The sequence below is a fragment of the Streptomyces sp. NPDC101110 genome (assembly GCF_044759525.1).
In the GTDB taxonomy this organism is placed as follows: domain Bacteria; phylum Actinomycetota; class Actinomycetes; order Streptomycetales; family Streptomycetaceae; genus Streptomyces.
Genome location: NZ_JBIVZM010000006.1, coordinates 521,135 through 544,224 on the forward strand (window position 1 = coordinate 521,135; position 23,090 = coordinate 544,224).

The 23,090-nt window shown below is 74.0% G+C and carries 20 protein-coding genes; 6 read left to right on the forward strand and 14 right to left on the reverse strand.

What is annotated here, in order from left to right:
- Nucleotides 1-63 precede the first annotated feature (63 nt).
- The 4 genes from ACIQU3_RS17590 to ACIQU3_RS17605 form a co-directional block, all read right to left on the reverse strand.
- Nucleotides 64-897 (reverse strand): universal stress protein, encoded by an 834-nt coding sequence (locus tag ACIQU3_RS17590; RefSeq protein ID WP_403739297.1) that lies wholly within the window; start codon nt 895-897, stop codon nt 64-66.
- Between the two features lie 245 nt (nt 898-1,142).
- Nucleotides 1,143-1,583, reverse strand: a complete 441-nt coding sequence (locus ACIQU3_RS17595; protein WP_403739300.1) for a pyridoxamine 5'-phosphate oxidase family protein — start codon at nt 1,581-1,583, stop codon at nt 1,143-1,145.
- 187 nt (nt 1,584-1,770) lie between these two features.
- Entirely contained in the window at nt 1,771-2,676 is a 906-nt protein-coding gene (locus ACIQU3_RS17600) for a universal stress protein (RefSeq protein ID WP_403926076.1), read from the reverse strand.
- Nucleotides 2,677-2,702: 26 nt separating this feature from the next.
- A complete protein-coding gene (locus tag ACIQU3_RS17605) occupies nt 2,703-3,608 on the reverse strand; it encodes a universal stress protein (RefSeq protein ID WP_403926079.1) in 906 nt (301 codons plus the stop codon).
- 373 nt (nt 3,609-3,981) lie between these two features.
- Between ACIQU3_RS17605 and ACIQU3_RS17610 the strand changes: the two genes are divergently transcribed.
- The 3 genes from ACIQU3_RS17610 to ACIQU3_RS17620 all read left to right on the forward strand — a co-directional run bounded on the left by ACIQU3_RS17610 (nt 3,982) and on the right by ACIQU3_RS17620 (nt 7,430).
- The gene (locus ACIQU3_RS17610) at nt 3,982-5,196 is read left to right on the forward strand and encodes a globin domain-containing protein (RefSeq protein WP_403926082.1); all 1,215 of its coding nucleotides are present in this window, start codon (nt 3,982-3,984) and stop codon (nt 5,194-5,196) included.
- Nucleotides 5,197-5,236: 40 nt separating this feature from the next.
- Entirely contained in the window at nt 5,237-5,659 is a 423-nt protein-coding gene (locus ACIQU3_RS17615; protein WP_403926085.1) for a hypothetical protein, read from the forward strand.
- 199 nt (nt 5,660-5,858) lie between these two features.
- Entirely contained in the window at nt 5,859-7,430 is a 1,572-nt protein-coding gene (locus tag ACIQU3_RS17620) for an oleate hydratase (RefSeq protein WP_403926088.1), read from the forward strand.
- Between the two features lie 58 nt (nt 7,431-7,488).
- Here ACIQU3_RS17620 and ACIQU3_RS17625 read toward each other — a convergent pair whose 3' ends face one another.
- The 5 genes from ACIQU3_RS17625 to ACIQU3_RS17645 all read right to left on the reverse strand — a co-directional run bounded on the left by ACIQU3_RS17625 (nt 7,489) and on the right by ACIQU3_RS17645 (nt 15,663).
- A complete protein-coding gene (locus ACIQU3_RS17625; RefSeq protein ID WP_403926091.1) occupies nt 7,489-10,068 on the reverse strand; it encodes an SWIM zinc finger family protein in 2,580 nt (859 codons plus the stop codon).
- Nucleotides 10,065-12,923, reverse strand: a complete 2,859-nt coding sequence (locus ACIQU3_RS17630; protein ID WP_403926094.1) for an SNF2-related protein — start codon at nt 12,921-12,923, stop codon at nt 10,065-10,067. The genes ACIQU3_RS17625 and ACIQU3_RS17630 overlap by 4 nt, the downstream gene beginning before the upstream one ends.
- 151 nt (nt 12,924-13,074) lie before the next feature.
- A complete protein-coding gene (locus tag ACIQU3_RS17635) occupies nt 13,075-13,656 on the reverse strand; it encodes a sugar kinase (protein WP_403739325.1) in 582 nt (193 codons plus the stop codon).
- The gene (locus ACIQU3_RS17640) at nt 13,653-14,801 is read right to left on the reverse strand and encodes an ROK family glucokinase (protein ID WP_403926097.1); all 1,149 of its coding nucleotides are present in this window, start codon (nt 14,799-14,801) and stop codon (nt 13,653-13,655) included. The genes ACIQU3_RS17635 and ACIQU3_RS17640 overlap by 4 nt, the downstream gene beginning before the upstream one ends.
- 124 nt (nt 14,802-14,925) lie before the next feature.
- Nucleotides 14,926-15,663, reverse strand: a complete 738-nt coding sequence (locus tag ACIQU3_RS17645; protein WP_361110500.1) for a GntR family transcriptional regulator — start codon at nt 15,661-15,663, stop codon at nt 14,926-14,928.
- A 128-nt stretch (nt 15,664-15,791) separates the two neighbouring features.
- On the opposite strand from ACIQU3_RS17645, the gene ACIQU3_RS17650 reads away from it, so the two are divergent.
- Nucleotides 15,792-16,814 (forward strand): Gfo/Idh/MocA family oxidoreductase, encoded by a 1,023-nt coding sequence (locus ACIQU3_RS17650; protein ID WP_403739331.1) that lies wholly within the window; start codon nt 15,792-15,794, stop codon nt 16,812-16,814.
- A 16-nt stretch (nt 16,815-16,830) separates the two neighbouring features.
- Here ACIQU3_RS17650 and ACIQU3_RS17655 read toward each other — a convergent pair whose 3' ends face one another.
- Together ACIQU3_RS17655 and ACIQU3_RS17660 are read right to left on the reverse strand one after the other, a co-directional pair.
- Nucleotides 16,831-17,508 (reverse strand): response regulator, encoded by a 678-nt coding sequence (locus ACIQU3_RS17655; RefSeq protein WP_403926100.1) that lies wholly within the window; start codon nt 17,506-17,508, stop codon nt 16,831-16,833.
- A gap of 239 nt (nt 17,509-17,747) precedes the next feature.
- Entirely contained in the window at nt 17,748-19,022 is a 1,275-nt protein-coding gene (locus tag ACIQU3_RS17660) for a sensor histidine kinase (RefSeq protein WP_403926103.1), read from the reverse strand.
- A 178-nt stretch (nt 19,023-19,200) separates the two neighbouring features.
- Between ACIQU3_RS17660 and ACIQU3_RS17665 the strand changes: the two genes are divergently transcribed.
- The gene (locus tag ACIQU3_RS17665; RefSeq protein WP_403926106.1) at nt 19,201-19,401 is read left to right on the forward strand and encodes a hypothetical protein; all 201 of its coding nucleotides are present in this window, start codon (nt 19,201-19,203) and stop codon (nt 19,399-19,401) included.
- 39 nt (nt 19,402-19,440) lie between these two features.
- On the opposite strand, the gene ACIQU3_RS17670 is transcribed toward ACIQU3_RS17665, so the two are convergent.
- Both ACIQU3_RS17670 and ACIQU3_RS17675 read right to left on the reverse strand, forming a co-directional pair.
- Complete coding sequence (locus tag ACIQU3_RS17670) at nt 19,441-19,836, reverse strand: ribonuclease (protein WP_403926109.1); 396 nt, start codon at nt 19,834-19,836, stop codon at nt 19,441-19,443.
- A 189-nt stretch (nt 19,837-20,025) separates the two neighbouring features.
- Nucleotides 20,026-20,844 carry an AIM24 family protein gene (locus tag ACIQU3_RS17675; protein WP_403739350.1) on the reverse strand — a complete coding sequence of 273 codons (819 nt, stop codon included), beginning with the start codon at nt 20,842-20,844 and terminating at the stop codon, nt 20,026-20,028.
- A 111-nt stretch (nt 20,845-20,955) separates the two neighbouring features.
- Here ACIQU3_RS17675 and ACIQU3_RS17680 point away from each other — a divergent pair, with 111 nt between their 5' ends.
- On the forward strand, nt 20,956-21,699 hold the full coding sequence (locus ACIQU3_RS17680) for an SDR family oxidoreductase (protein WP_403926112.1): 744 nt from the start codon (nt 20,956-20,958) through the stop codon (nt 21,697-21,699).
- Nucleotides 21,700-21,944: 245 nt separating this feature from the next.
- Here the strand turns inward: ACIQU3_RS17680 and alc are convergent, their stop codons facing one another.
- A complete protein-coding gene (gene alc / locus ACIQU3_RS17685; RefSeq protein WP_403739359.1) occupies nt 21,945-23,060 on the reverse strand; it encodes an allantoicase in 1,116 nt (371 codons plus the stop codon).
- Nucleotides 23,061-23,090: the final 30 nt, after the last annotated feature.

Below are 23,090 nucleotides of genomic sequence, written 5' to 3' on the forward strand. Positions count from 1 at the left end.
ACTCCCCCGGCCGCCGGGCGCCCGATAGGGCCGACCGGGCCATCCCGGGTTCGCGGACGCCTGTCATCCGGCCTTCGGCACGAGCAGGACCGGGCAGTGGGAGTTCTGAAGCAGCACGTGCGCGACCGGGCCGACCGGTGGCCCCAGCCGGACCGCTCTCCGGCACATGCCGATGACCACGAGGCCGGCCTCGCGCGTGCCCGCCAGCAGGGCGTGGGCCGGGTCCGTGCGAACCGTGCGGCTGTCGACCGCCACCTGCGGATATTCCTCACGCAGCCGGGCGACGGTGTACCGCGGCACGGCTTCTTCCGCCCGGTCGATCAGCGCCTGGCGCTCCTGGCCCCGGCTGGTCGCGGCCAGCAACGCGGGCAGCTCGGGCCTGGTGTGCCGGTGCGTCGAGGCGTGCAGCACCCGCAGCCGGGCGCCGCGCAGTGCCGCTTCCCGGAAGGCATGGGCGGCCGCGGCCTCGTCGGCGTCGCTCTCCACGCCGAGCAGTACCTCGCGTCCCTCGTCGCGGGGGTGGTCCCCGCGGGCGACCAGCAGCGGACCGTGCACGTGGGCGGCAAGGCGCCAGCTCACCGAGCCCGCGAGCAGGCCGGAGACGGTGCCGAACCCCCGGGTGCCCACGACGGTGAGGGCCGCGCCCTCGCTCTCCCTCGCCAGCGCCCGCACGGCGGCGTCCTCCACGGCCCTGGTCTCCACCCGCAGCCCGGGACGGCGTTCGCGGACCCGTGCGGCGGCCGACGCCAGTACCGGTCCGGCCTCGTCGCGGTCGGCCACGGCGTGGACGACGCGCAACGCCAGGCAGCGGCGCGCCGCCTCCTCGGCGGCGCAGTCCAGGGCCCGTACCGCGGCCGGTGAACCGTCCACTCCGACGACGACATGACGATCAGTCATGGTCTTCTTCCTTCGTTTCCGTGCGCGGGGTGTTTCCTTCGGCGTGACGCCGAGGGCGGTGGTGAACCCACGCCGGTCGGCCGGGGGCCGGTCCCACGGCGGGCCCACTAGAGATGCTCGTCGTGCGCGGCGGCCGGGGGCAGGGGCCGATGGAACCCGTCCGCACGCCGTGCGGCCCGTCCCATCGGGACGAACGGCCCCGGGCCGGGCGAGAGGGCTCTCGCCGGTGAGGCCGAGGGAGACCGTCAAGCGCCGAGTTCCACCCCGTACAGGGTGCGTCCGCCGACGAGCTCACGCCCGGTGACCAGTTCGGGCTCGATGCGGACGAAGACCTCCTGCGGCGCGGGCACCCAGGAGATCGGGCCGGTGCGGGCCAGGCGTTCGTGCTCGGCGGCGTCCGTCACCACCGTGGCAGAGCCCGTGACGACGACGCTCCAGCCGGACTGCCGGGCCGCGTCGACGTCGTCCGCCTCGAAGGCGACCACCGTGCCGTCGACCGCACGGACCAGATCCGAAGCCGCGGAGGTGCGCAGCAGTACCGCGCCGTCTTCGTCGAGGCTGAAGTTCACCGGCAGTACCGCGGGCAGGGCCCGGCGCGTGAAGACGATGCGGCCGACGGGCACCTTGGTCATCAGCCGCAGACACTCCTGCCGACCGAGTTCGCGGAAACCGTCGTTGGGATACATGAGACACCTGCCTTCAGCCTGGTACAGCGGTACTGCGGCTTTCCATCCTGTACCGCGAAGGACGGGGATCGGGGGGGCCATCGGTCCCGGCCGCCCCGGAGAACGGCCCCTGTCACACCGCGACGGCTCCCCGGTGATCCAGGCCTTCGCACAGGTGCCGGCATCGGGGAGCCTCTGAAGGCGCCGGTCAGGCGTCGTACCTCTGGTGCGGCACGATCGCGATCGGGCAGGCGGAGTGGTGCAGCATCGCGTGGGGAACGCGGCCGAGCTGGAGGCCGATGTGCCCCTCGCGGCGCTCGGTGCCGACGACCAGGAGGTCGGCACGGTGCGAGGCGTCCGCCAGCACCCGGCGGGGGTGCCCCTCGACGGTGCGCCGCCGCACCTCGACACCCGCCGGGAGCTCCTGCAGCGCCGCTTCGAGTTGCTCGACGGCCCGCTCCTCGTGCAGCCGCGCGGGTTCCCCGGCGAGCAGCGAATGGTCGGTGCTCTCGTGTGCGGGGCAGCGCCAGGCCCGTACGGCTTCCAGAGGCACCCCGCGTCGCCGCGCCTCCTCGGCGGCGAACCTCACCGCCGGCGAGGCCTTCGCGTCCTCGCCGACGCCCACGACGACCCGACCGCGCACCGGCGGCGTCGCCTGGTTGTCGTGGCTGCCGCGCAGCACGATCACCGGGCAGTCGGCATGCGCGGCGACGGCCAGGCTCACGGAACCGAGCAGCATCTCCGCGACGCCGCTGCGGCCGCGGGTCCCCACCACCAGCGCGGAGGCGTCGCGCCCCTCGCGGACCAAGGCGTACTCCGGCTCCTCGAACACCACAGCGGTGCTCACGCGCAGGCCTGGGTGCCGGCCGCGGGCCCGCTCGGCGGCGGCGCCCACCACGTCCCGGGCCAGGGGCAGCGCCGTCGGCCTGCCGAGCTCCCGGGCGAGGGCAGCACCCTCGTACCGCTCCCACAGGCAGGCGTACACCACCCGCAGCGACACTCCGCGCAGCGCGGCCTCGTCGGCCGCCCAGTCGACGGCCCGCAGACTCGGCTCGGAACCGTCCACGCCCACGACCAAGGGCCCGCCGAGGGATCGCTCGCCAGCCGCGTTCATGATCTCCACTCCTCCACCGAGCTCGGTCAGTCGTGCGCGACGACGGCCACGGGGGCGGTCGCGTGGTGCAGTACCGCGTGCGTGACGGGTCCGATGTGGACGCCGAAGGGGTTGCGGCGGACCCGGCGGCCGACGACGACGAGGGACGCCTCGCGGGACGCGTCGATGACGTGGTGGGCGGGGCTGCCGGAGCGGGACTCCTCGACGACCCGGACATCCGGGTACTTCTGCCTCCAGGGCCGCAGCACCGCGGTGAGGGCGGCGGCTTCCTGCCTCCCCAGTTCGGCGTTGAGTTCCAGGTCGACGGGCAGGCCGTAGGCGAAATAGGGCGGAAGGTTCCAGCCGTGCACGACCCGCAGGGCGGTCTCGCGACGGGCGGCCTCCTCGAAGGCGAAAGCGATCACCGTGTCATCGGGCCGGCCCGTGTCGAGGCCGAGCACCACGGGCCGGTACGGCGTGGCGGCGGACGGAAGACCGGCGGGGTCCTTCTCATGTTCGTCGGCGGCCTGTTCCCCGGCCCGTACCAGGACGACGGGGGTGTCCGTGTGCGCGATCACGGACATGCCCACGGACCCGACGAGGAACCCGCCCACGCCGCTCAGCCCACGTGAGCCGAGGACCAGCAGCTCGGCGTCCTCCGACGTCTTCGCCAACGCGTCCATCGGCCGCCCGGGGATCTGCTCCGTCTCCACCCGCACGCCGGGGTGGCGCTCACGGAGTCCCTCAGCCGCCTCACGCGGAATCCGTTCACTCCAGTGCGCCTGTGTCTCGGCACCCAGCAGCGGGGCCTGCGCCATCGGCTCCGGGACGGGCTCCCAGACGTGCACCAGCCGCAGCGGCAGGCCGCGCAGCTTGGCCTCGCGGGCCGCCCACTCGGCGGCCGCACGGCTCTCCGGCGAGCCGTCGAGGCCCACGGTGACGTTGCGGGACATGCTGTCCACCTCCTGAATCGGGTTGCGATGCAAGGGTGGTGGCGCGGGCAGGCCGCGGTGCAGAGACCGCAGGTCCCCGGTCCGGGGGCCGATGGTCCCGCCAAGGTCGAGCAGGACCTGGGCTCCCCTTGAGGAATCGCGAGGAACCGCACGGACAGAGCCGACAGGAGGTCTTCCCGGTGCCGTACGGCCCTGCGGCGGACCGGGTCGTGGGACCGAAGTTCCCGGATCCATGGGGCCGTTCGGCCCTTCTTCGCCCCGCACCGGTGAACGCCGCCGAAATGCCGCCCGGTGCCTGATACACAGGAAACGGCCGCCGCCCGCATCGGAGGCGGCCCTCCCCCCCCTCATCAGCCCCTGTCCGGGAGGCATCATGCTGTCCGCAGAATCCGCCGCCGTGGTCCGTGCCACACTGCCCGCCGTGGCCGGCGCGCTCGACGAGATCACGACACGCTTCTACGGCGCGATGTTCCGTGACCGGCCCGAGCTGCTGGACGGGATGTTCAACCGCGGCAACCAGGCCAGCGGGGCCCAGCGCCGCGCACTCGCCGGCTCGATCGCCGGGTTCGCGACCGCGCTGCTCGACGACCCGGACGCCCGCCCGGACACGCTCCTGGACCGGATCGCGCACAAGCACGCAGCCGTAGGAGTCACCGACGACCAGTACACGATCGTGCACAAGTACCTGTTCGGCGCGATAGCCGAGGTTCTCGGCGACGCCGTCACTCCCGAGGTGGCGGCTGCCTGGGACGAGGTGTACTGGCTGATGGCCGGCGCCCTGATCGGCCGGGAGGCCCGCCTGTACCAGGACGCGGGCGTGGAGCCCGGCCGGATCTGGCGGCAGTGGACGGTCGTCGAGCGCCGCACCGAAACCCCGGACGTGGTCTCCTTCCTGCTCCGGCCCGCCGACGGCCGGCCGGCGCCGCGGGCACGGGCGGGCCAGTACGTCAGCGTCCGCCTGCGCATGCCCGACGGAGTGCACCAACTGCGCCAGTACAGTCTCTCCTCCGACCCGGGCGGGAATCTGCGGCGCATCACCGTCAAGCGGGTCGCCGGGGCGGCCGGAGCGCCGGACGGCGAGGTCTCCAACCTGCTGCACGACGGGGTGCACGAGGGCGACGAACTGGCGCTCTCCGCTCCTTTCGGGGACGTCTTCCTCGACGAGCCTGCCGATGCCACCGCTCCGGTCGTCCTGGTCTCCGCGGGCATCGGCGGCACCCCGATGACAGGCATCCTGGCCCGGCTCGCCGCCCTCGGCTCGACCCGCCCGGTCCTGGTCCTGCACGCCGACCGCTCCCCCGCCGACCACGCCCTGCGTACCGAGACACGTGAGTTGGCCGGGCGACTGCCGGGGGCCCGCGCGGTCTTCTGGTACGAGCGGCCCGGCCCGGAGGAGCCCGGCGCCCGCGAGGGCCTGATGAACCTCGACGACATCGAACTGCCGGAAGGCGCCACGGTGTTCCTGTGCGGCCCGCTGCCGTTCATGCGCGATGTCCGCACGCAGCTGCTGGGCGCCGGAATTCCGGCACAGCGCATCCGCTACGAGGTCTTCGGTCCCGACCTGTGGCTGCCCGGCCCGGCTGCCTGAACACCGGACGTCCCAGCGGACTTCGAGGAAAGGATGCGACATGACCGGCCATGACGTCCGGACCACCGCTCCCGGCGTACTGGTGCGTTCGGACGGCGAGGTGGACGAGGACACTCTGGCGTACGCCCGCGAGAAGATCGACGCCGTCATCGGCCGGCCGGGCGTTCCCGCCCTCACCGGCGAGGTGCGGATCGCGAAGGCGGCCGCTCACCACGTGGACCGTCCGTGGTCGGCGACGGCGTCGCTGCACGTCGGGCGGCGTGAGGTCGTCGTGCTCGCCGAGGAGGGCACCGGCCGTGAGGTCGTCGACCGGCTCCAGGACCGGCTGCGCCGCCGGCTCGACAAGGCGGCCCACACCGCACACGACGGCCATCGGACGCCCGCCCCGCCGTGGCGCGGCGGCGCCGGCACCCCGGCTCCCGCGGAAGACAGCGGCACGGCGACGGACTCTCACCGGGCATAGGCCTGCGGTGAGGGCAGGCCCGGTCGGTGACGGTCCACCGACCGGGCTCTGTGGTTCCCCGTGCCTGCACAGGACGGCCGCCCCGGCGGGCCGTTCAGCCCACGAGGGTGACCAATGGCCCACTGACGGGCCTCACGGACGCGGGACACGCTGATGCCGTGCGGTTCCCGATCAGCGGGCGAATACGAGGAGTTGTGTGATGGCGAAGGCCTATCTGGTGGGCAGCGGGATCGCGGCGCTCGCCGCGGCCACGTTCCTGATCCGCGACGGTGGATTGGACGGAGCGGACATCCATCTCTTCGAGGAGCAGCGGACCATCGGCGGCAACGGGAACACGGGCGCCGCGGCCACCGCCGGCCACCCCCTGCTCGGCGGTCGGATGCTCGAGTCCGAATTCCGTTACGCCCACGACTTGTTGTCCGGCATTCCCGCGCTCGACGGCCCCTTGATGCCGGTGGCCCGGGAAGTCCCGGCCGGCCGCGAGGACTTGCCCGTGGGAGGCATCGCCCGCCTCGTCGACGGCGACGGGAAGATCGTCGACACCCGCTCGACGGGGTTCTCCGAGCGCGACCGGCTGGAGCTGGTCCGCTGCCTGGCCACCCCCGAGGGGCACCTGGACGGAAAGCGCATCTCGGACTCCTTCGGCGAGCACTTCTTCACCACGAACTTCTGGTTCCTGTGGTGCACCACGTTCGCCTTCCAGCCCTGGCACAGCGCCATCGAGTTCCGCCGCTGCCTCAGGCGCTTCCTCCCTCTCCTTCCCGAGTACGCCGCCATGCCGGGCGTCCACCACGCCCGCTGCAACCGGTACGACTCCATCGTGCGGCCGTTGATCGCCTGGCTGCGCGAACAGGGCGTGACCGTCCGGACCGGAGCCCACGTCACCGATCTCGGCTTCGCGCCGGGCCACAGGAGTACGCGGGTCGAGCGCATTCACCTGTCCTGCAGCGGCCGTGACGAGCAGATCGAGGTGGGCCCCGACGACCTCGTCCTGGTCACCAACGGCTCGATCGACGACGCCGTCAGCCTCGGCTCGCACCACTGCGCACCGCCCGCGCGCGCCCATCGCTCGGACGCCTGGCTGCTCTGGCACCGCGTGTCCCGGGGGCGCGAGGACTTCGGCGACCCGGCCGCCTTCGACAAGCACGTCAAGGAGTCCCGCTGCGAGTCGTTCACGGTGACCACCCGGGACAGCGCCTTCCTGGACGCGCTGGAGAGGTTCGGCGGCGGCGAGACCGGCCGCGGCGGCCCGATGACTCTCACCGCCTCGAACTGGCTGCTCACCATCACCGCCCCGCGCGGGCCCGTCCATCAGGATCAGCCCGAAGGCGTCTCGGTCTGGTGGGGCTACGCCCTGCACCCCGGCCGCGCCGGCGACCACACGCCCAAGCCCATGACGATGTGCTCCGGCCGGGAGATCCTCGACGAGGTCTTGCACCATCTGGCGTTCGACGAGACCGTGGCCGACCGGGTCCGGGCGACCTCCACCGTCATTCCCTGTCTTGTGCCGTACGCCACCAGTCAGTTGCTGGCCCGCCGCCGCGACGACCGGCCCAAGGTGGTGCCCGAGGGGTCCGTCAACCTCGCCTTCATCGGACCGTTCGCCGACGTGCCGGACGACGTCGCGGGCACCGTCGAGCACTCCGTCCGCACCGCCTGGACGGCGGTGGCCCGGCTCCTCGGTCTCGGCGAGCACCCGCCCGCCGTCCTGAATGGCCGTCACCACCCTCGTGTCCTGGCCGCCGCATGGGAGACCGTGCACCGCCGGTGACCCGGAGACGCGGTCGGCCGACGCGGCGGCCATGGGGCCCGACGGCACCCGGGGTGCCTCACAGGTCGCCGGGGAGGCCGAGGCCGGTGAGGGCGCCCACCGGGTCCGGGTCCGGGGTGCCTCTCGGCCACCAGTCGTCGCGGCCCGGCTCGGACTCGTAGGCGTACCAGAGTCCGTCGCGGCCGAGGCGGAGCTGGAGGTGGCCGTGGGGGTGCGTGAGGTGGTTGCGCCAGGGGCGGAAGGCGGGCAGGTCGGCGGCGAGGAGCAGGGGCCTGGCCCGGTCGAATCGGCCGGCGGGCGGGTCCCACGGCTCCTCCAGTACGGCGAGGCCCTCCAGGCCGCCCTGGCGCCAGGCGGCGACCGCGCGGGCGAGCTCGGACGGGGTGCGGCCCGCCGCGGCGGCGAGGGACGCGTACAGCGACCGCGTCCCGGCGGTGAGCCCCGCGCCCGGGCGGGCCGCGGCCAGCCGGACCGCGTCCTGCCAGAAGGTCAGCTGTCCGACCGGGTCGCGGCCGGTCGCGAGCAGGGCGTGGGCACGGGCGGCGGCGTCCGTGGCCAGCTGGTCCAGCGCGAAGGGGTCCGGGCCGCCGGGGGCCGCCGGGTAGGCCGGGGGCTGCTCGGGATGCGCGAGCGGAGGCAGTGGAGCGGGCAGGGGCGCGAGGGCGCGCGAGGCGAGGACCTCGGCCGCCCGCACGCCCGGCAGGGGCGCCGGGCGCCTGTCCTGCGCGGCGCGCGCCGCGCGGGTGGCGCTGAGCCGGGACAGCGCGTCGAGCAGCTCCCGTTCGCCCCGGCCGCGCAGCAGGAGCAGGACGAAGGGGTCGGCGTCGAGCAGCCGGGCGGTCTGGTAGCAGAGGGCGGCCGCGTGCTTGCAGGGGTGGGCGCGGTCGGGGCAGCTGCAGTGGGGTTCCAGATCTCCGGGGCCGGGCAGCAGCGGCACGCCGCACTCCGCGAGGGACTGGGGCATCTCCTTGTCGAGCAGCGCCGCGATGTGGCCGGGGCGGTCGGCGGCGGCGTCCAGGAAGCGGTCCCAGTCGGTGTCGTCGAGCGTGCGCAGCCGCACCTGGACGCGGTAGGGGCGGGGGCGGCTGCCCTGGACGTAGGCGAGCACCAGTCCGGGCGTCACCGTGATGGCGTCGACGTGCCCCTGCCCCGCGTATCCCCGCCCGCGCTCCAGCCGCTTCGCATCCAGCGCGCCCTGTTCCAGCGCCCCGACCCAGGCGTTTCCCCACCAGCTCTCGGCGAAACGGTCACCGTCCCGGGGCGGGAACGGCGGGAAGGTACGGCGGAGTTCGTGATCGCGGGCGGGGGCACCCATGGAACGGGGGGATCGGGAGGACCGGACAGCGCGGGACCCGGAGGCCGGGGGCTCGGAGGCCGGGCGCTCGGAGACCGGAGCCGCGCCGGAGACCGGGCGCTCGGTGACCGGGGCCGGGGCGGAGGCTGGGGGCTCGGAGACCGGAGCCGGGGCGGCCGGGGGCTCGGGGGCGGAGGCCGGGCCGACGGCCGGTGCGCTCGGCCGTGCGGGCCGAGGGGGTCGGTCGTGGTCCTGAGCCGACGTCGCCGGGTTGTCCGTGTGGCGGGTGGGGGCCGGGTCGCTGGTCCCGTTCGGGGAGGTCGGAGGCTCGGGACGGCTCTCCGGCGTCTCCGGGGGCTCTGGGGCCGGGCCGTGTCCGCCCGGCTGCGTCTGCGGGGCTCTGCGGGCGGGACCGTGCAGCAGGCCGGCCGTGCGAGGGGGGCCGCCACCCTGCCCGGTCTCCGGCTCGTGGTCGTCGACGTCCGTGCCCGGCATCCGGAAGGCGTCGGACAGCAACTGCCGTACGTCCCGCGCGCCCCTGCCGGGGCCGTCCGCGCCCGCCCGCCGCACAGCCGCCGCCCTCTCGTCCACGGCGCTCTGCCGGGCCCGGCGCCTGCGGCGGGCGCCTTCCCGCTCGGTCTCCTCCCGGGCCCGACGCGCGTCGTCCCGCGCCGCACGCAGCGCCTCGCGCGCGACGTCCGCCGCCCGCGGTTCGGCGCCCGCCCGGTCGGCAGGGCGCGCGGCGGCCGCACCGGCCGGGGTGGTCTCCGCCGGGCTCGTCCGCGGGTCGCCGGATTCCCACGGCTGCGGCTTCACGGCCGCCGGGGTGTCCTCAGGTGTACCGGCGCTGCCGGGCGCGCCGGAGATGCGGGGCCCGCCGGCGATGCGGGGCCCGCCGGCGATGTGGGGCGCCCGGGTGTCCTGCGGCCCGTTGTTCACGCCGGTGGCTGTCGTGTCCTCCTGCCCACCATCGCCCTCAAAGGCTTCGGCGGCATCGGGGGCGCGGGTGACCGGGGGCGTATCGGCATCACCTGGCACGCCGACGCCTTCGGAGGAGTCGGCGGCCTCGCCCCCCTGCCCGTTCCCCCGACGCCCGCTCCCCCGCCGCTCGGACACCGCCCTGCGCAGCGCCTCGCGGGCCGCGTCGGCCGGGCCTGTGTTCTCCTGGGCCGTGGCCGCCCCGCCCGGGGACGGCTCGGGACGCGCCGGGTCCTGGACCGCCCGCTCGCGGGCCTCGCGCAGCGCGCGGCGGGCCTCGTCGGCCGGTCGGGCGCGCTCGTCGGCCGGTCGGGCGCCCGTCGCGTCTTCCCCGGGGACGGATGCGCGGTCCTGGCGGGGCGTCATGACGACCTCCGCAGCGACACCAGGTCGGACAGCTCCCGGTCCGTCAGCTCCGTGAGGGAGGACTCGCCGGAGCCCAGGACGGCGTCGGCCAGGGCCCGCTTGGACTGGAGCATCTCGGCGATGCGGTCCTCGACGGTGCCCTCGGTGATGAGGCGGTGCACCTGCACGGGCTGAGTCTGGCCGATGCGGTAGGCACGGTCGGTCGCCTGCTCCTCGACGGCCGGGTTCCACCAGCGGTCGAAGTGCACGACATGGCCCGCCCGGGTGAGGTTCAGGCCGGTGCCGGCCGCCTTGAGCGACAGCACCAGGACCGGTGTCGAACCGGCCTGGAAGCGGTCGACCATGCGCTCCCGCTCGGGGACCGGCGTGCCGCCGTGGAGGAGGTCGACCGGGACGGCCCGGGTCGCCAGATGCGAGGTGATCAGGCGGGCCATCCCGACGTACTGGGTGAAGACGAGGGCGGACCCGTCCTCGGCCAGCAGGGTGTCCAGCAGCTCGTCCAGCAGGGCGAGCTTCCCGGAGCGGGCGGCGAGCCGGTCGCCGGAGGCCGGGGTGTGCTCCTCCTTGAGGAACAGCGCGGGGTGGTCGCAGATCTGCTTCAGCGACGTAAGGAGCTTGAGCACCAGACCCCGGCGGGGCATGCCCTCGGCCGTCTCGATGGCGAGCATCGACTCGCGGACCACCGCCTCGTACAGCGCGGCCTGTTCGCGGGTGAGCGGGACCGGATGGTCGGTCTCCGTCTTGGGCGGCAGTTCGGGCACGATGCCCGGGTCGGACTTCTTGCGGCGCAGCAGGAAGGGCCGGACCAGCCGGGCCAGACGCTCCACCGCCTCCTCGTCCTCGCCGTTCTCCACGGCGCGCGCGTGCCGGGCGCGGAAGGACTTCAGCGGGCCGAGGAGCCCCGGGGTGGTCCAGTCGAGCAGGGCCCACAGCTCCGAGAGGTTGTTCTCGACGGGCGTGCCGGTCAGGGCCACGCGCGCGGGGGCGGGGATGCTGCGCAGTGCCTTGGCGGTGGCCGAGTAGGGGTTCTTGACATGCTGCGCCTCGTCGGCGACGACCATGCCCCAGGCCCGTTCGGCCAGGGCCGGGGCGGCCGAGCGCATGGTGCCGTAGGTGGTGAGGACGAAGCCGCCGTCCAGCCCGTCCAGGCCGCGGTCCGGGCCGTGGAAGCGGCGCACGGGCACGCCGGGGGCGAACCGCGTGATCTCCCGCTGCCAGTTGCCCAGCAGGGAGGCGGGGCACACGACCAGGGTGGGTTCGCTGCGGGCCCGCTTCAGGTGCAGGGCGATGAGGGTGACCGTCTTGCCGAGGCCCATGTCGTCGGCGAGACAGCCGCCGAGACCGAGGGAGGTCATCGACTCGAGCCAGGCAAGGCCCCGGAGCTGGTAGTCCCGGAGGGTCGCCTGAAGCTCCGGGGGTGGCTCGGCGGGCCGGATCCCCGCGGTCAGGCGGTCGCGCAGGGCCGCCAGCGCGCCCACCGGGACGGCCGGGACCGTCTCGCCGTCCACGTCGGCGGTGCCGGTGAGGGCGACGGACAGCGCGTCGACCGGGTCCAGCAGGCCCAGGTCCCGTTTGCGGGCTTTGCGGACCAGCGCCGGGTCGACCAGCACCCACTGGTCACGCAGCCGGACGACCGGGCGGTGGGCCTCGGCGAGGGCGTCCATCTCGGTGTCGGTGAGCGGATCGCCGCCGAGCGCCAGCTGCCAGCGGAACTGGAGGAGGTCCTCGCTCTCGAAGAAGCCGGTGCCGTCGGTCGCCGAGCCGGGGGCCGGACGGACCACCGCCGCTGCGGACAGGTCCTGTGCGAGGTCCCGCGGCCAGTGCACCGCGACCCCCGCCGCGGCGAGCCGGGTCGCCGCGATGCCCAGCAGGTCGGTGACCTCGTCCTCGGTCAGGGCCAGCACATCGGGCACGTCCTGGTCGGCGAGCCGGTCCAGCGGAGGCCAGACGCGGGCCGCGCGGCGGACGGCGAGGGCCGCGTCCACGCGCGCGCGGGGGCCGAAGGCGTCGTCGGCCGCACCCGCCCACAGGGCCGCCGCGTCGGCCACGAGGGTGGGGTCGGCGAGGCTGTGCACCTGGACGATCGCGGCGCCCGCGCTGCGGGCACCCCCGTCGGAGGCGTCGTCGAACAGGTCGTACGCCGAAAGGTCCAGGCGGAGCGAGATGCGGACGCCGGCGTCCATCCCGGCGGCGACTTCGGCGGCCCAGTCGTGGGCGGTGGGCAGATGCTGGGCCTCGCGGGCGGCGAAGGGCCGACCGGAGGTGTGGGGTGCGGCCGGGGTGCGGGGCAGGGTGTCGGCCACGGCGTCGAGGAAGGCCCGCACCAGCGCTTCCGGGTCGGGCAGCCGGATCGGGCCGGGGCCGGGCAGCGGCACGGCATGGCCCTCGTGGGGCAGGGCCGCGGCCACCGCGCGCAGGTGTGCGACGTCGTCCGGGTCGAGGGGGCCGGCGCGCCAGGCGTCGTGGCCCGTGGCGGTCAGGCCGGGCAGCAGCCGGCCGCGGGCGGTCAGCCGCAAGGCGTGCAGGGCGGCAGCGCCCCAGCAGGCCGTGGCGGGGTGGGCCGCGGGATCGTGCCGGGCGCGCACGAGGAGCGGCAGGGCGGCGTCGAGCGGAAGGGTCAGCGCGGGGGTGGTGCGCCGCCGTACCCCGGTGGGGCCGTGCCGTCGTACGACGGTCAGCTCGGTGTCATCGGCGTCCGCAGTGCCTTCCGCGTCCCCTGGGAGGGGGCCGCCCTCGGGGTCCCAGAAGGCGATGCGCCCCTCGCGCGGGAGGGGTGCGGGCAGGAAGACGGCCGGGAGCCGGACCGGGACCGTCGTCTCCCGCGCCCGCTCGGCCATCGGAGCCGCCTCTCCCATACGTCCTGCCACCTCCCGCCCCGTGTGTCGGATCAGTTGTCTCCGACTCTACGGGCGGGGTCTGACAATCGGCCCCGGCGTCGGGTCCGGAGCAGGGGTCCGGGAGGGCCGGGACACGGCCAGGGCAGCCCCGGCGCACGGCCCGGCAGGGTCAGGGCACGGTCCGGGAGACCACGTACACCCAGGGGTAGGCCGGGTTGGACAGGTCGACGACCACGTCGTGGGTGGGTGCCGGGTTCTTCTGCCGGTGGACGAAGCCGTACCAGGAGTCGTTCGGGGCGAACTTCCAGCCGGTGATCCCGCGGTCGCGGGCGCCGATGGTGACGTCACCCTGCTTCAGGTCCTTGCGCGTCACCCCGAGGCCGGTCAGATAGGCGTCCAGGCCGGCCGCGTTGGTCTCGAACTGGGTGTAGAGGCGGCTGGTCTTCCAGTTGTTGGTCTCGTAGTACGCCACGTGCCACGCCGGGTGCGGGACGGGCACCTGGTAGATGCGGCGCTGGAGCTTGGAGGGCCAGCCCGCGGTGAGGCCGGTCGCCGAGTACTTCGCCTCCTTGTCCTTGCCGCTGTCACGGCTCTGGTTCGCGGAGATCACGAGGTAGCCGGCCGGGATGCCGATGAGCAGCACGATGATCAGCAGGGTGAGGGACCTGCGGCGGATCATGTGGCGGCGGTCCTCGACCGGACGGTCCGGTCCGTCGGGCCAGGGGCCCTGGTGGGGCAGGGAGGCGGTCACGGCGTCTCCTGGGTACTGCGGAGCGACTGCGCGTACCGCTCGAGGCGCTCGTAGCGCTCCACGCGGCGGCGCTTGGCGCGGCGGAAGCGGCGGGCGACCAGCCGGGCGAGGTCGGCGGCGCCGACCATGCCGGCCTCGGGGCCGAGCTGGGCCCGGACGATGCGGGCCTCCGGGCGGTAGCCGCGGCCGGTGAGGTGCCGCTTGAAGGCGTCCCGGGCCGGGCCGATCAGCAGGTCGTCGGCGGCCGAGACGCCACCGCCGATCACGAAGCAGGAGGGGTCGAGTGCGGCCGCGAGGTTGGCGATGCCGACGCCGAGCCACTGGCCGATGTCCTGGAGCAGCTCGATGCACATGGCGTCGCCCTCGCGGGCCAGCTCGGTGATCATCGGGCCGGTGATGTCGCCGATGCTGCCCTTGACGTGCTCGATGATCCCGTAGGCGACCGGCGAGTCGGCGGCGGCCAGCTCGCGGGCCTCGCGGACCAGGGCGTTCCCGGAGCTGTACTGCTCCCAGCAGCCGCGGTTGCCGCACGGGCAGCGGTGGCCGCCGGGCACGACCTGCATGTGGCCGAACTCGCCGGCGACGCCGTACTTGCCGCGCTTGACCTGGCCGTCCTCCAGGATCGCGCCGCCGATGCCGGTGCCGAGGGTGATCATGACGAGGTGGTCCTCGCCGCTTCCGGCGCCGAAACGCCACTCGGCCCAGGCGGCGGTGTTGGCGTCGTTGTCCACGAGGACGGGGACGGAGAGCCGGCCCGAGAGGCGGTCGCGCAGCGGTTCGTTGCGCCAGGACAGGTGGGGGGCGAACAGCACCCGGTTGCGGTCGGCGTCCACCCAGCCGGCCGCGCCGATGCCGACGGCGTGCACGTCGTGCCGGTCGGAGAGGTCCAGGACCAGCTCGGCGATGGTGTCCTCGACGACCTTGGGACTCTTGGACTTGTCCGGGGTCTCCGTGCGGAGCATCTCCAGGATGTTGCCGTCTGCGTCGACGACGCCCGCCATCACCTTCGTACCGCCGATGTCGATGCCGACCGTGGGCACGCGGGGGGCCGTCAGGTGCGAGCGGCGCTCCCGGGTGCCGACGGTGCGGAGCGCCGTGGCACGGCGGGAGCCGATGGGGGCGGTGAAGTCGCGGTAGGTGCTCATCGCCGCCGATTCTGCCTCACGGCGGGGCCGTGTGCGGAGCGGGGCAGGGGCGGGGTGGCGCGGATCGTTGCCGAGTACCGGGGAATGGTTGGTTGCTCGCGCAGTCCCCCGCGCCCCTGAAAAATCAGGTGCGTACCAGCAACTGGAACTCGAACGAATAGCGCGTCGGGCGGTACGTGTGTGTGCCGTATTCCACTGCTCGACCGGTGTCGTCGAACGTCACCCGTTGCATGGTCAGCAGCGGCGCGCCCGTCTCCTCGGCGAGGCGCTCCGCCTCCTCCGCCGTCGCCGCCCGGGCGCCGATCGACTGGCGGGCGCTGTGCAGGGTGATGCCCGCCGCGCGCATCAGCCGGTAGAGGCCGGTCGTTTCCAGCTGGTCGGTGTCGAGGTCGATGAGGCCGGGGGGCAGGAAGTTGCACAGGTAGGCCATGGGCTCGCCGTGGGCGAGACGGAGGCGTTCGACGCGGTGGACGTCGCTGTCCTCGGCGACGCCGAGTGCCGCGGCGACCTCGGCTGAGGCGGGGACCAGCTTGTTGACGAGGACCCTGGTGGCCGGGCGCTGGCCCGCCGCCTCCAGGTCGTCGTAGAGGCTGCTGAGCTCCAGCGGGCGTTTGACCTGGCTGTGCACGACCTGGGTGCCCACGCCGCGGCGGCGTACGAGCAGGCCCTTGTCGACGAGCGACTGGATCGCCTGGCGGACGGTCGGCCGGGACAGGCCGAGCCGGGCGGCGAGTTCGATCTCGTTGCCCAGCAGGCTGCCGGGGGTCAGCGTGCCGTGCTCGATCGCGGCCTCCAGCTGCTGGGACAGCTGGAAGTACAACGGCACGGGAGAGCTGCGGTCCACGCTCAGCTCGAGCTGCACGGTCGGGTCCACTTCTGGTTTCGGCACGGGCCGAGCGTAGCCCCGTGCGTTGTTGACGGGAAGTCGTGTAGTCAGATTGTCCGGACATACAGATTGACAGCGGCGGGCTGTGCACGCACTTTGTTCTCATGCGCATCGGCGTCATCGGTACGGGCCGCATCGGCACCATCCACGCGAACACGCTCAGTCGGCATCGCGACGTCGGCTCCCTGATCCTGACGGACGCGGACCCGGCCAGGGCCCAGGAACTGGCGCACCGGCTGGGCGAGACGGCGGCGCCCGGCGTGGAGGAGATCTTCCGCTGGGGGGTGGACGCCGTGGTCATCACGACGGCCACGTCGGCCCACGCCGAACTGATCGGTCGGGCAGCACGCTCGGGTCTGCCGGTGTTCTGCGAGAAGCCCATCGCACTGGACCTGCCGGGCAGCCTGAGCGCGATCACCGAGGTCGAGGCGGCCGGGACGGTTCTCCAGATGGGCTTCCAGCGCCGCTTCGACGCCGGGTACACGGGTGCGCGCGAGGCCGTTCGGTCCGGCCGGCTGGGGCGGCTGCACACCGTGCGGGCGCTGACCAGCGACCAGGCGCCGCCGGACGCCGCGTGGCTGCCGCTGTCCGGCGGGCTGTACCGGGACACGCTGATCCACGACTTCGACGTCCTGCGCTGGGTGACCGGCCGGGAGGTGACGGACGTCTACGCCGCCGGGTCGGACGCCGGCCCCCGGATGTTCCGCGAGGCGGGCGACGTCGACACCGCCGCGGCGCTCCTCACCCTGGACGACGGCACGCTCGCGACGCTCACCGGGACCCGGATGAACGGGGCCGGCTACGACGTGCGGATGGAGCTCGCCGGGGAGCTCGACCAGATCGTGGTCGGCCTGGACGACCGTACGCCGATCGCGTCCACCGAGCCGACCGGGCCGCCGGCCGCGGACAAGCCGTGGACGGGGTTCCTTGAGCGGTTCGGCCCCGCCTACGAGGCGGAGCTGAACGCGTTCGTCGAGGTGGTCCGGGGCGAGCGGGCCAATCCCTGCGACGGTCGCGAGGCGCTGCAGGCGCTGCGGATCGCCGAGGCGTGCGAGCTGTCGCGGCGCGAGCGCAGGCCGGTGCACCTCGCCGAGATCCCCGGCGGGCCCTCTCCGGCGTTCGCCTGACGCCCGGGTCCGCCGGTCAGTGCTCCTCCGGTTCCTCCTCCAGGAGCCCCGCGTCGTACGCGAGCAGCGCGATCTGCACGCGGTTGTTGAGGTCGAGCTTGGCCAGGATGCGTGAGACGTGCGTCTTCACGGTGGGGACGCTCATGTAGAGGGTTGCCGCGATCTCGGCGTTGGCCAGGCCCCGGCCGACGGCGACGGCGACCTCGCGCTCACGGTCGTTGAGGACGGTCATGCGTTCGCGCGCGCGGGTGCGGCGCGTGTCGGCGGCGTTGCCGACGGCGTGCCGCATCAGCTGACGGGTGACCGTGGGCGACAGGACCGGGTCCCCGGCCGCGACCCGGCGCACCGCCGCCACGATCTCGGCCGGCGGGGTGTCCTTGAGGACGAACCCGGCGGCGCCGGCGCGCAGCGCGCGCAGCACCTGCTCGTCGGCGTGGAAGGTGGTGAGCACCACCACCTGCGGGGCGTCCTCGCGGGTGCGCAGCCGCTCCGTCGCCGTGAGACCGTCCACCGTCGGCATCCGGATGTCCATGAGCACGACGTCCGGGCGGGTGCGGTCGACGAGGGTCTCCGCCTCGGCTCCGTCGGCGGCCTCGCCGACGATCTCGATGTCGTCGGCGCCGCCCATCATGAAGGACAACCCGGCCCGCACCAGCGGATCGTCGTCGACGAGGAGCAGTCTGATCGCAGTCATGAGCGTTACGTAATCACGGCCGGGCCGGGCGGCGGGCCCGAACGGAAGGTGCCGGACGGACAGGAAGGGCCCCGGACGGGAAGGGTCCCGAACGGGAAGGGGCCGGACAGACAGGAAGGGCCCCGAACGGGAAGGGGCCGGACGGACAGGAAGGGTCCCGGACGGGGAGGAAGGGCCCCGGACGGGAAGGGAGCGGCCGGACGGGAAGGGGGGCGGGCAGGAAAGGGGCGGCCGGGTGCTCACCCCCACGGCAGCCACGCCCGCACCTCGAACCCGCCCTGCGGGGTGGGGCCGTGCTCCAGCCGGCCTCCGGCCAGGGTCGCCCGCTCCGTGAGGCCGATCAGTCCCTGCCCTGAGCCGGGGACGGGTGGCACCTCGCCCTCGGGGGGCGGGTTGTGCACGCGGACGCTGAGCCCGGTGCCCGGTGTGCCGGTGACGGTCACCGTGACCTCAGTTCCGGGGGCGTGCTTGCGCGCGTTGGTCAGGCCCTCCTGGGCGATCCGGTAGGCGGTGCGGCCGACCGAGGACGGGACGCCGGCGGGGTTCTCGACGCGGTGGTCGAGGGAGACCTTCATGCCGCCCTGGCGGGACTCGGCGACCAGGGTGTCCAGCGCCGCGAGGGTCGGCTGCGGCCGGCCCGTGTCGTCGGCCTCGCCCGCCCGCAGCACACCGATGATCTCCCGCAGGTCCTGGAGCGCCTCGTGCGCGCTCTCCCGGATCACGCCCGCCGCCCGCGCCGTCTGTGCCGGAGGCGCGTCGGGCCGGAACTCCAGGGCGCCGGCGTGCACGCTCAGCAGGGTGAGCCGGTGGGCGAGCACGTCGTGCATCTCCCGTGCGATGGCCTCGCGGGCGAGCCGCTGGGCCCGCTCGGCCCGCAGCAACGCCTCGGTCTCGGCGCGCCGGGCCCGGTCCCGCAGGCTCAGCATGAGCTGCCGCTTGGCCCGTACGAACATGCCCCAGCCGACGGTCGCCGCGGTGAGCACCTCGACGAAGGGCACGGTCACCAGGTAGGGGAGGTCCGCATCGGGGCGTATCCAGTAGTAGAGCGGCGCCAGCGCCATGTTGACGCCGCCCACCCAGGCCACGGAGCGGAAGGGGCGGTGCACGGCGAGCGTGAACAGGGCGATGAGGCCCGCGCCGCCCGAGGTGTCCGAGAGGAAGCCGACCGGGGTCAGCGCCACGGCCAGCCCCAGCGGCCAGCGGCGCCGCAGCCAGATGGCCGCACAGGCCAGTGCGCCCGCCACCTGATCGACGACGGCGAGTTCGTTCGACACGTGCGGGTTGTCGGCGAGGGCGTCGGCGGCCATCGCGCCCACCAGTACGGCCAGCAGGAAGCAGGAGAAGTCGACGACCCAGTCGCGGGCGGTGCGCCGGGGCCGCCGCCCGGCCCGTGCGGCGTCGGGGTCGAGTTCGTGCAAGAGGGCCGACGGGAAGAACCATCTGCGTCCGGTGAACAGGGCGGGTGTCTCCCCCACCGGCACCGGGGAGGCGTGCCCCACGTCGTCACCCGTCACGAGCGACCAATCTACGCAGTCGGCGCCCCTCCCACCCGTGCTCGGGCGGGATCGCCGACCGAAGTCGTCACGACGCATACTTTCGATGCCGCCGCCGCGCGGCAGGGGGAACTTCCGTCGCCGTGCGACGCTCCCGCGGCCGATGTGCGTGGGGGGTGCGCGGGACGAGGCTGCCGGCATGAAACAGGTACTGGAGATTCTCGGCTTCCTCGCCCTGGTCCAGGGCGTGGCGGGCCTGGTGCACGAGTTAACCGGCTGGAACTGGGGCCTGGTACAGCGCCTGGGGTTCCTCGACGGCTACGAGATCTACGCGAGTGTCGCGCTGCTCGTGCTGGGGGTCGCCCTGTTCGCGGCGGCCGGGAGCCGGAAGTCCGTCTGATACGCCTGCGGACGTCCGGCCCCCGGGTCGCGCCGGGGCTCAGCAGCCGTGGTCGACCAGGTCGAACGACTCGTAGTGGTCGGCCGTGTAGTAGTCCTCCTGGTTCTGCTCACCGGTGACGATGCGCCGGGCACCGCGGGTGGAGGAGCCCGGGGTGATGACCGTGTACTCGTGGTAGTAGCCGGACGACTTGCCCGGCAGGACGCCCTCCCGGTTCTGGAAGACGGTGCCGTCCTGGTCGAACGGGTAGGGGCCGCCCTGCTCGATCAGGTCGAGCGTGTCGTGGGCCTGGGACGGCAGGTCGCTGTAGCAGATGTCACCGACGGCGGTGGGGGCGGCGTCGGCCGTGGTGGCGGAGACGGTTCCGCCGACGAGGAGGGTGGACAGGAGGGCGGCTGCTGCGCCGAGCCGCGAGGCGCGTGGGGGGAAATTCATGACGTTCATGATGACGCGCGTAGACGCTGGCATGTCAATGACAAGCCAGGAGAATTTCCTGTGAAGCCCCGTCTGTTCGCGGGGAGTTCACCCTGAAGGATGCCGACGAGGTCGAGCGTCGGCAGACAGCGGACGGGGGCGCCGCCGCCGTGCGGAAAGGCGCCCCGAATCGCCCGGCCGTACGCCCGCTCACTGGGCGTTCGTCGAGAACAAGCCTCCCGTCGGCCCCTGCTTGTCGCCGCCCTGGGCCTTCCTCAGGGCGTTGGCGAGGCTCTCGATCGTGAGGGACTGCAGGATGACGCGGCCGTTGCCCTCCAGGGTGGCCAACGACAGGCCCTCGCCGCCGAAGACGGCGTTCATCAGGCCCTGGCGGTCGAGGCCGCCGACGCGCTGGACGCCGTACCGGATGCCCTCCTCGAAGGCGACGACGCAGCCGGTGTCGACCTCGACGCGACCGCCGAAGTCGGCCGGGTTCAGGTCGATGAAGTTTCCCGCTCCCGCGATGATCACTGTGCCGCGCCCGGTGAACTTCTCCAGGACGAAGCCCTCGCCGCCGCTCCTGCCGGTACGGCCGCCCTGGAAGGCGATGCCGAAGTCGACGGTGGACTCGGCGGCCACGAAGGCGTCCTTCTCCGCGAACCACGCGCGCGTGCCGTCCAGTTCCAGTGCGCGCATCTCCCCGGGCAGGACGCCCGCGAAGCCGACGGTGCCCTCGCCGCCCCCGGTGGTGAAGTACTGGAAGGCCAGCGACTCTCCCGCCAGGACGCGCTGGCCCGCCTGCATGGCCGTACCCATGGCCTGACGCAGCAGCCCGCCCATCCCGCCGGAGCCGCTGCCGCCGGGCTGGGGCTGCCCGCCGCCCGACGGGCCGCCCAGGCGGGTCTCCATGGTCACGTTCGTGGTCTTGAACAGGAACTTCCCGGCCTCGCAGTACACCGTCTGACCGGGCTGGAGGCTGACGACTGCCATCTGCATGGCGTTGCCGACGATCTCTTGCTGAAGTGTCACGACCGGAGAACGGAAGAGACGGAGGGAAAGGTTCCGGATGTGCTCCGGGCCGGGGACCTCGACGTCCGTTCGCCGCCAGCGCCGGTGCCGCGCGGCCGGTGGGATGAACCCATGACTTCTCAAGGAACCCTGCACGGCAAGGTGGCTCTCGTGACCGGCGGGAGCCGCGGAATCGGCGCGGCGACAGCGGTCCGGCTGGCCCGGGAGGGCGCGGACGTCGCCGTCGGTTATGTGAACGGCAAGGAGGCGGCCCGGGACGTCGTACGGGCCGTGGAGGCGCTGGGGCGCCGGGCGGTGGCGCTGCGCGCGGACGCCGCGCGGGCCGAGGAGGCGGCGGAGGTGGTGCACGCGGCGGCGGACGCGCTGGGCGGGCTCGACGTCCTGGTCAACAACGCCGGCGTCGGGGTGCTCGGGCCGCTGGACACCCTGACGCTCGCGGACGTCGACCGGGTCCTCGACATCAATGTGCGCGCCGTCTTCCTGGCCTCCCAGGCCGCCGCCGCGCGGCTGTCCGAGGGCGGGCGGATCATCACGATCGGCAGTTGCATGGCCCAGCGGGTGCCCGGGCCCGGCGGGACGCTGTACACGACGAGCAAGGCGGCCCTGGCCGGTCTGACCCGGGCGCTGGCCCGGGAGCTGGGCGGGCGCGGGATTACGGCGAACCTGGTCCATCCCGGCCCGATCGACACGGACATGAACCCGGCGGACGGGCCGTTCGCGGCGGGCCAGGCGGCGATGACGGCGCTGGGACGGTTCGGAACGGCGGAGGAGGTGGCGTCGATGGTCGCCTACCTGGCGGCGGCGACCTACGTCACGGGAGCCGAGTTCGCGGTGGACGGAGGCCACGCCGCGTGAGGCCCTGACGCGGCGTGGGACGCGGGACGCACCGCTGCTGTCCGGGCGGTGCGCCCCGGGCAACCCCGATGTGAGCCGCGCCCAGAGCCATGAGCCCGCGCGGGACCCAGGACGCACTACTGCTGTCCGGGCGGTGCGCCCCGGGCAACCCCGATGTGAGCCGCGCCCGGAACCGTGAGCCCGCGCGGGACGCGGGGCGCACCGCTGCTGTCCGGCCGGTGCGCCCGCGGGTCCGGGCCGGCGCGTCAGCCACCCAGTTCCTGGTGGCGGGCCGCCAGTCGGCTCGTGCCCTCCTCGGTGAGGGAGCCGAACAGGCGGAGCCTGGAGATGCCGCCGTCCGGGAAGATGTCCACCCGCGCGTGCGTGCCGACGGCCGGCTCCGGCAGGACGAAGCGGTGGTTGGTGTCGGGCTGGAGGCGGGTGCGGGGCAGGATCTCCCGCCATTCGCCGTCCTCGCCGTCCTTGACGGACACCGAGGCCCAGCCGGCACTGTTGCCCTTGAGGTAGGCGGTGTCGATCTCCAGGGCGCGGATCTGCGCCTGGGCGGCGAGCCGGTAGCGGATCCAGTCGTGGCCCTGGTCGCGACGGCGGCGGGTCTCCCAGCCGTCGTCCATCTTCAGTGAGCGGCCCGGCTGGATGGTGTTGGAGGCGGGCGAGTAGAAGCGGTTGGAGGCGTCCTCGGCCCGGCCGCCGTTCTCCAGGGCGACGACGTCGAAGGTGCCGAGCGCCTCCAGCCACGCGGGGTCGGGGACGACCTCGCCGTGGACGCGCAGGCGGGCGATGCCGCCGTCGGGGTGCTGATTGACCCTGAGGTGCGTGAAGCACTGCTCGACGGCGACGGCGAAACCGTTCGCCGCGTGGCCGCCGACCGCGGTGCGCGGGACGAGGGTCGTCCACTTCACGTCGCCCCCGAGGAGTTCCTCCGGCGACGGGGAGCCCTGCACGCAGGTGCCCTCGACGGACACCGCCTGCGGGTAGTTGCCGCGGAAGTGCGCGGTGTCGACCACGATCCCGCGGATCACGCCCGGGGCGCCGAGGCGGACCAGCGCCCAGTCGTGGTCGTCCGTGGCCGGCCAGGGGTGGTCGGCGGAGGCACCCCGCCGGCGGCGGGTCTCCCAGCCATCCATGATCTTGCCCTTGTGCCCGAAGTGCTCGGGGTCGAACACGGCGGGCCCGGGCACCAGCAGGTTCTCGCGCTGGGCGAAGAACTCGTCGTTAGCGGCGATGACACCGGCCCCGAGCCGCCGGTCGGCGAGGTCGGTGTACTGGGTGAAGGGGAAGTCGGCGGTGCGGTAGTCCGCGTACGGGTCGCCGCCTCCGTAGGGGTTCGCGTCGCCGGTGAAGCTGGGAATCGCCGTCACGGTGATCAGATCTGCCTTTCGAGGTCCGGT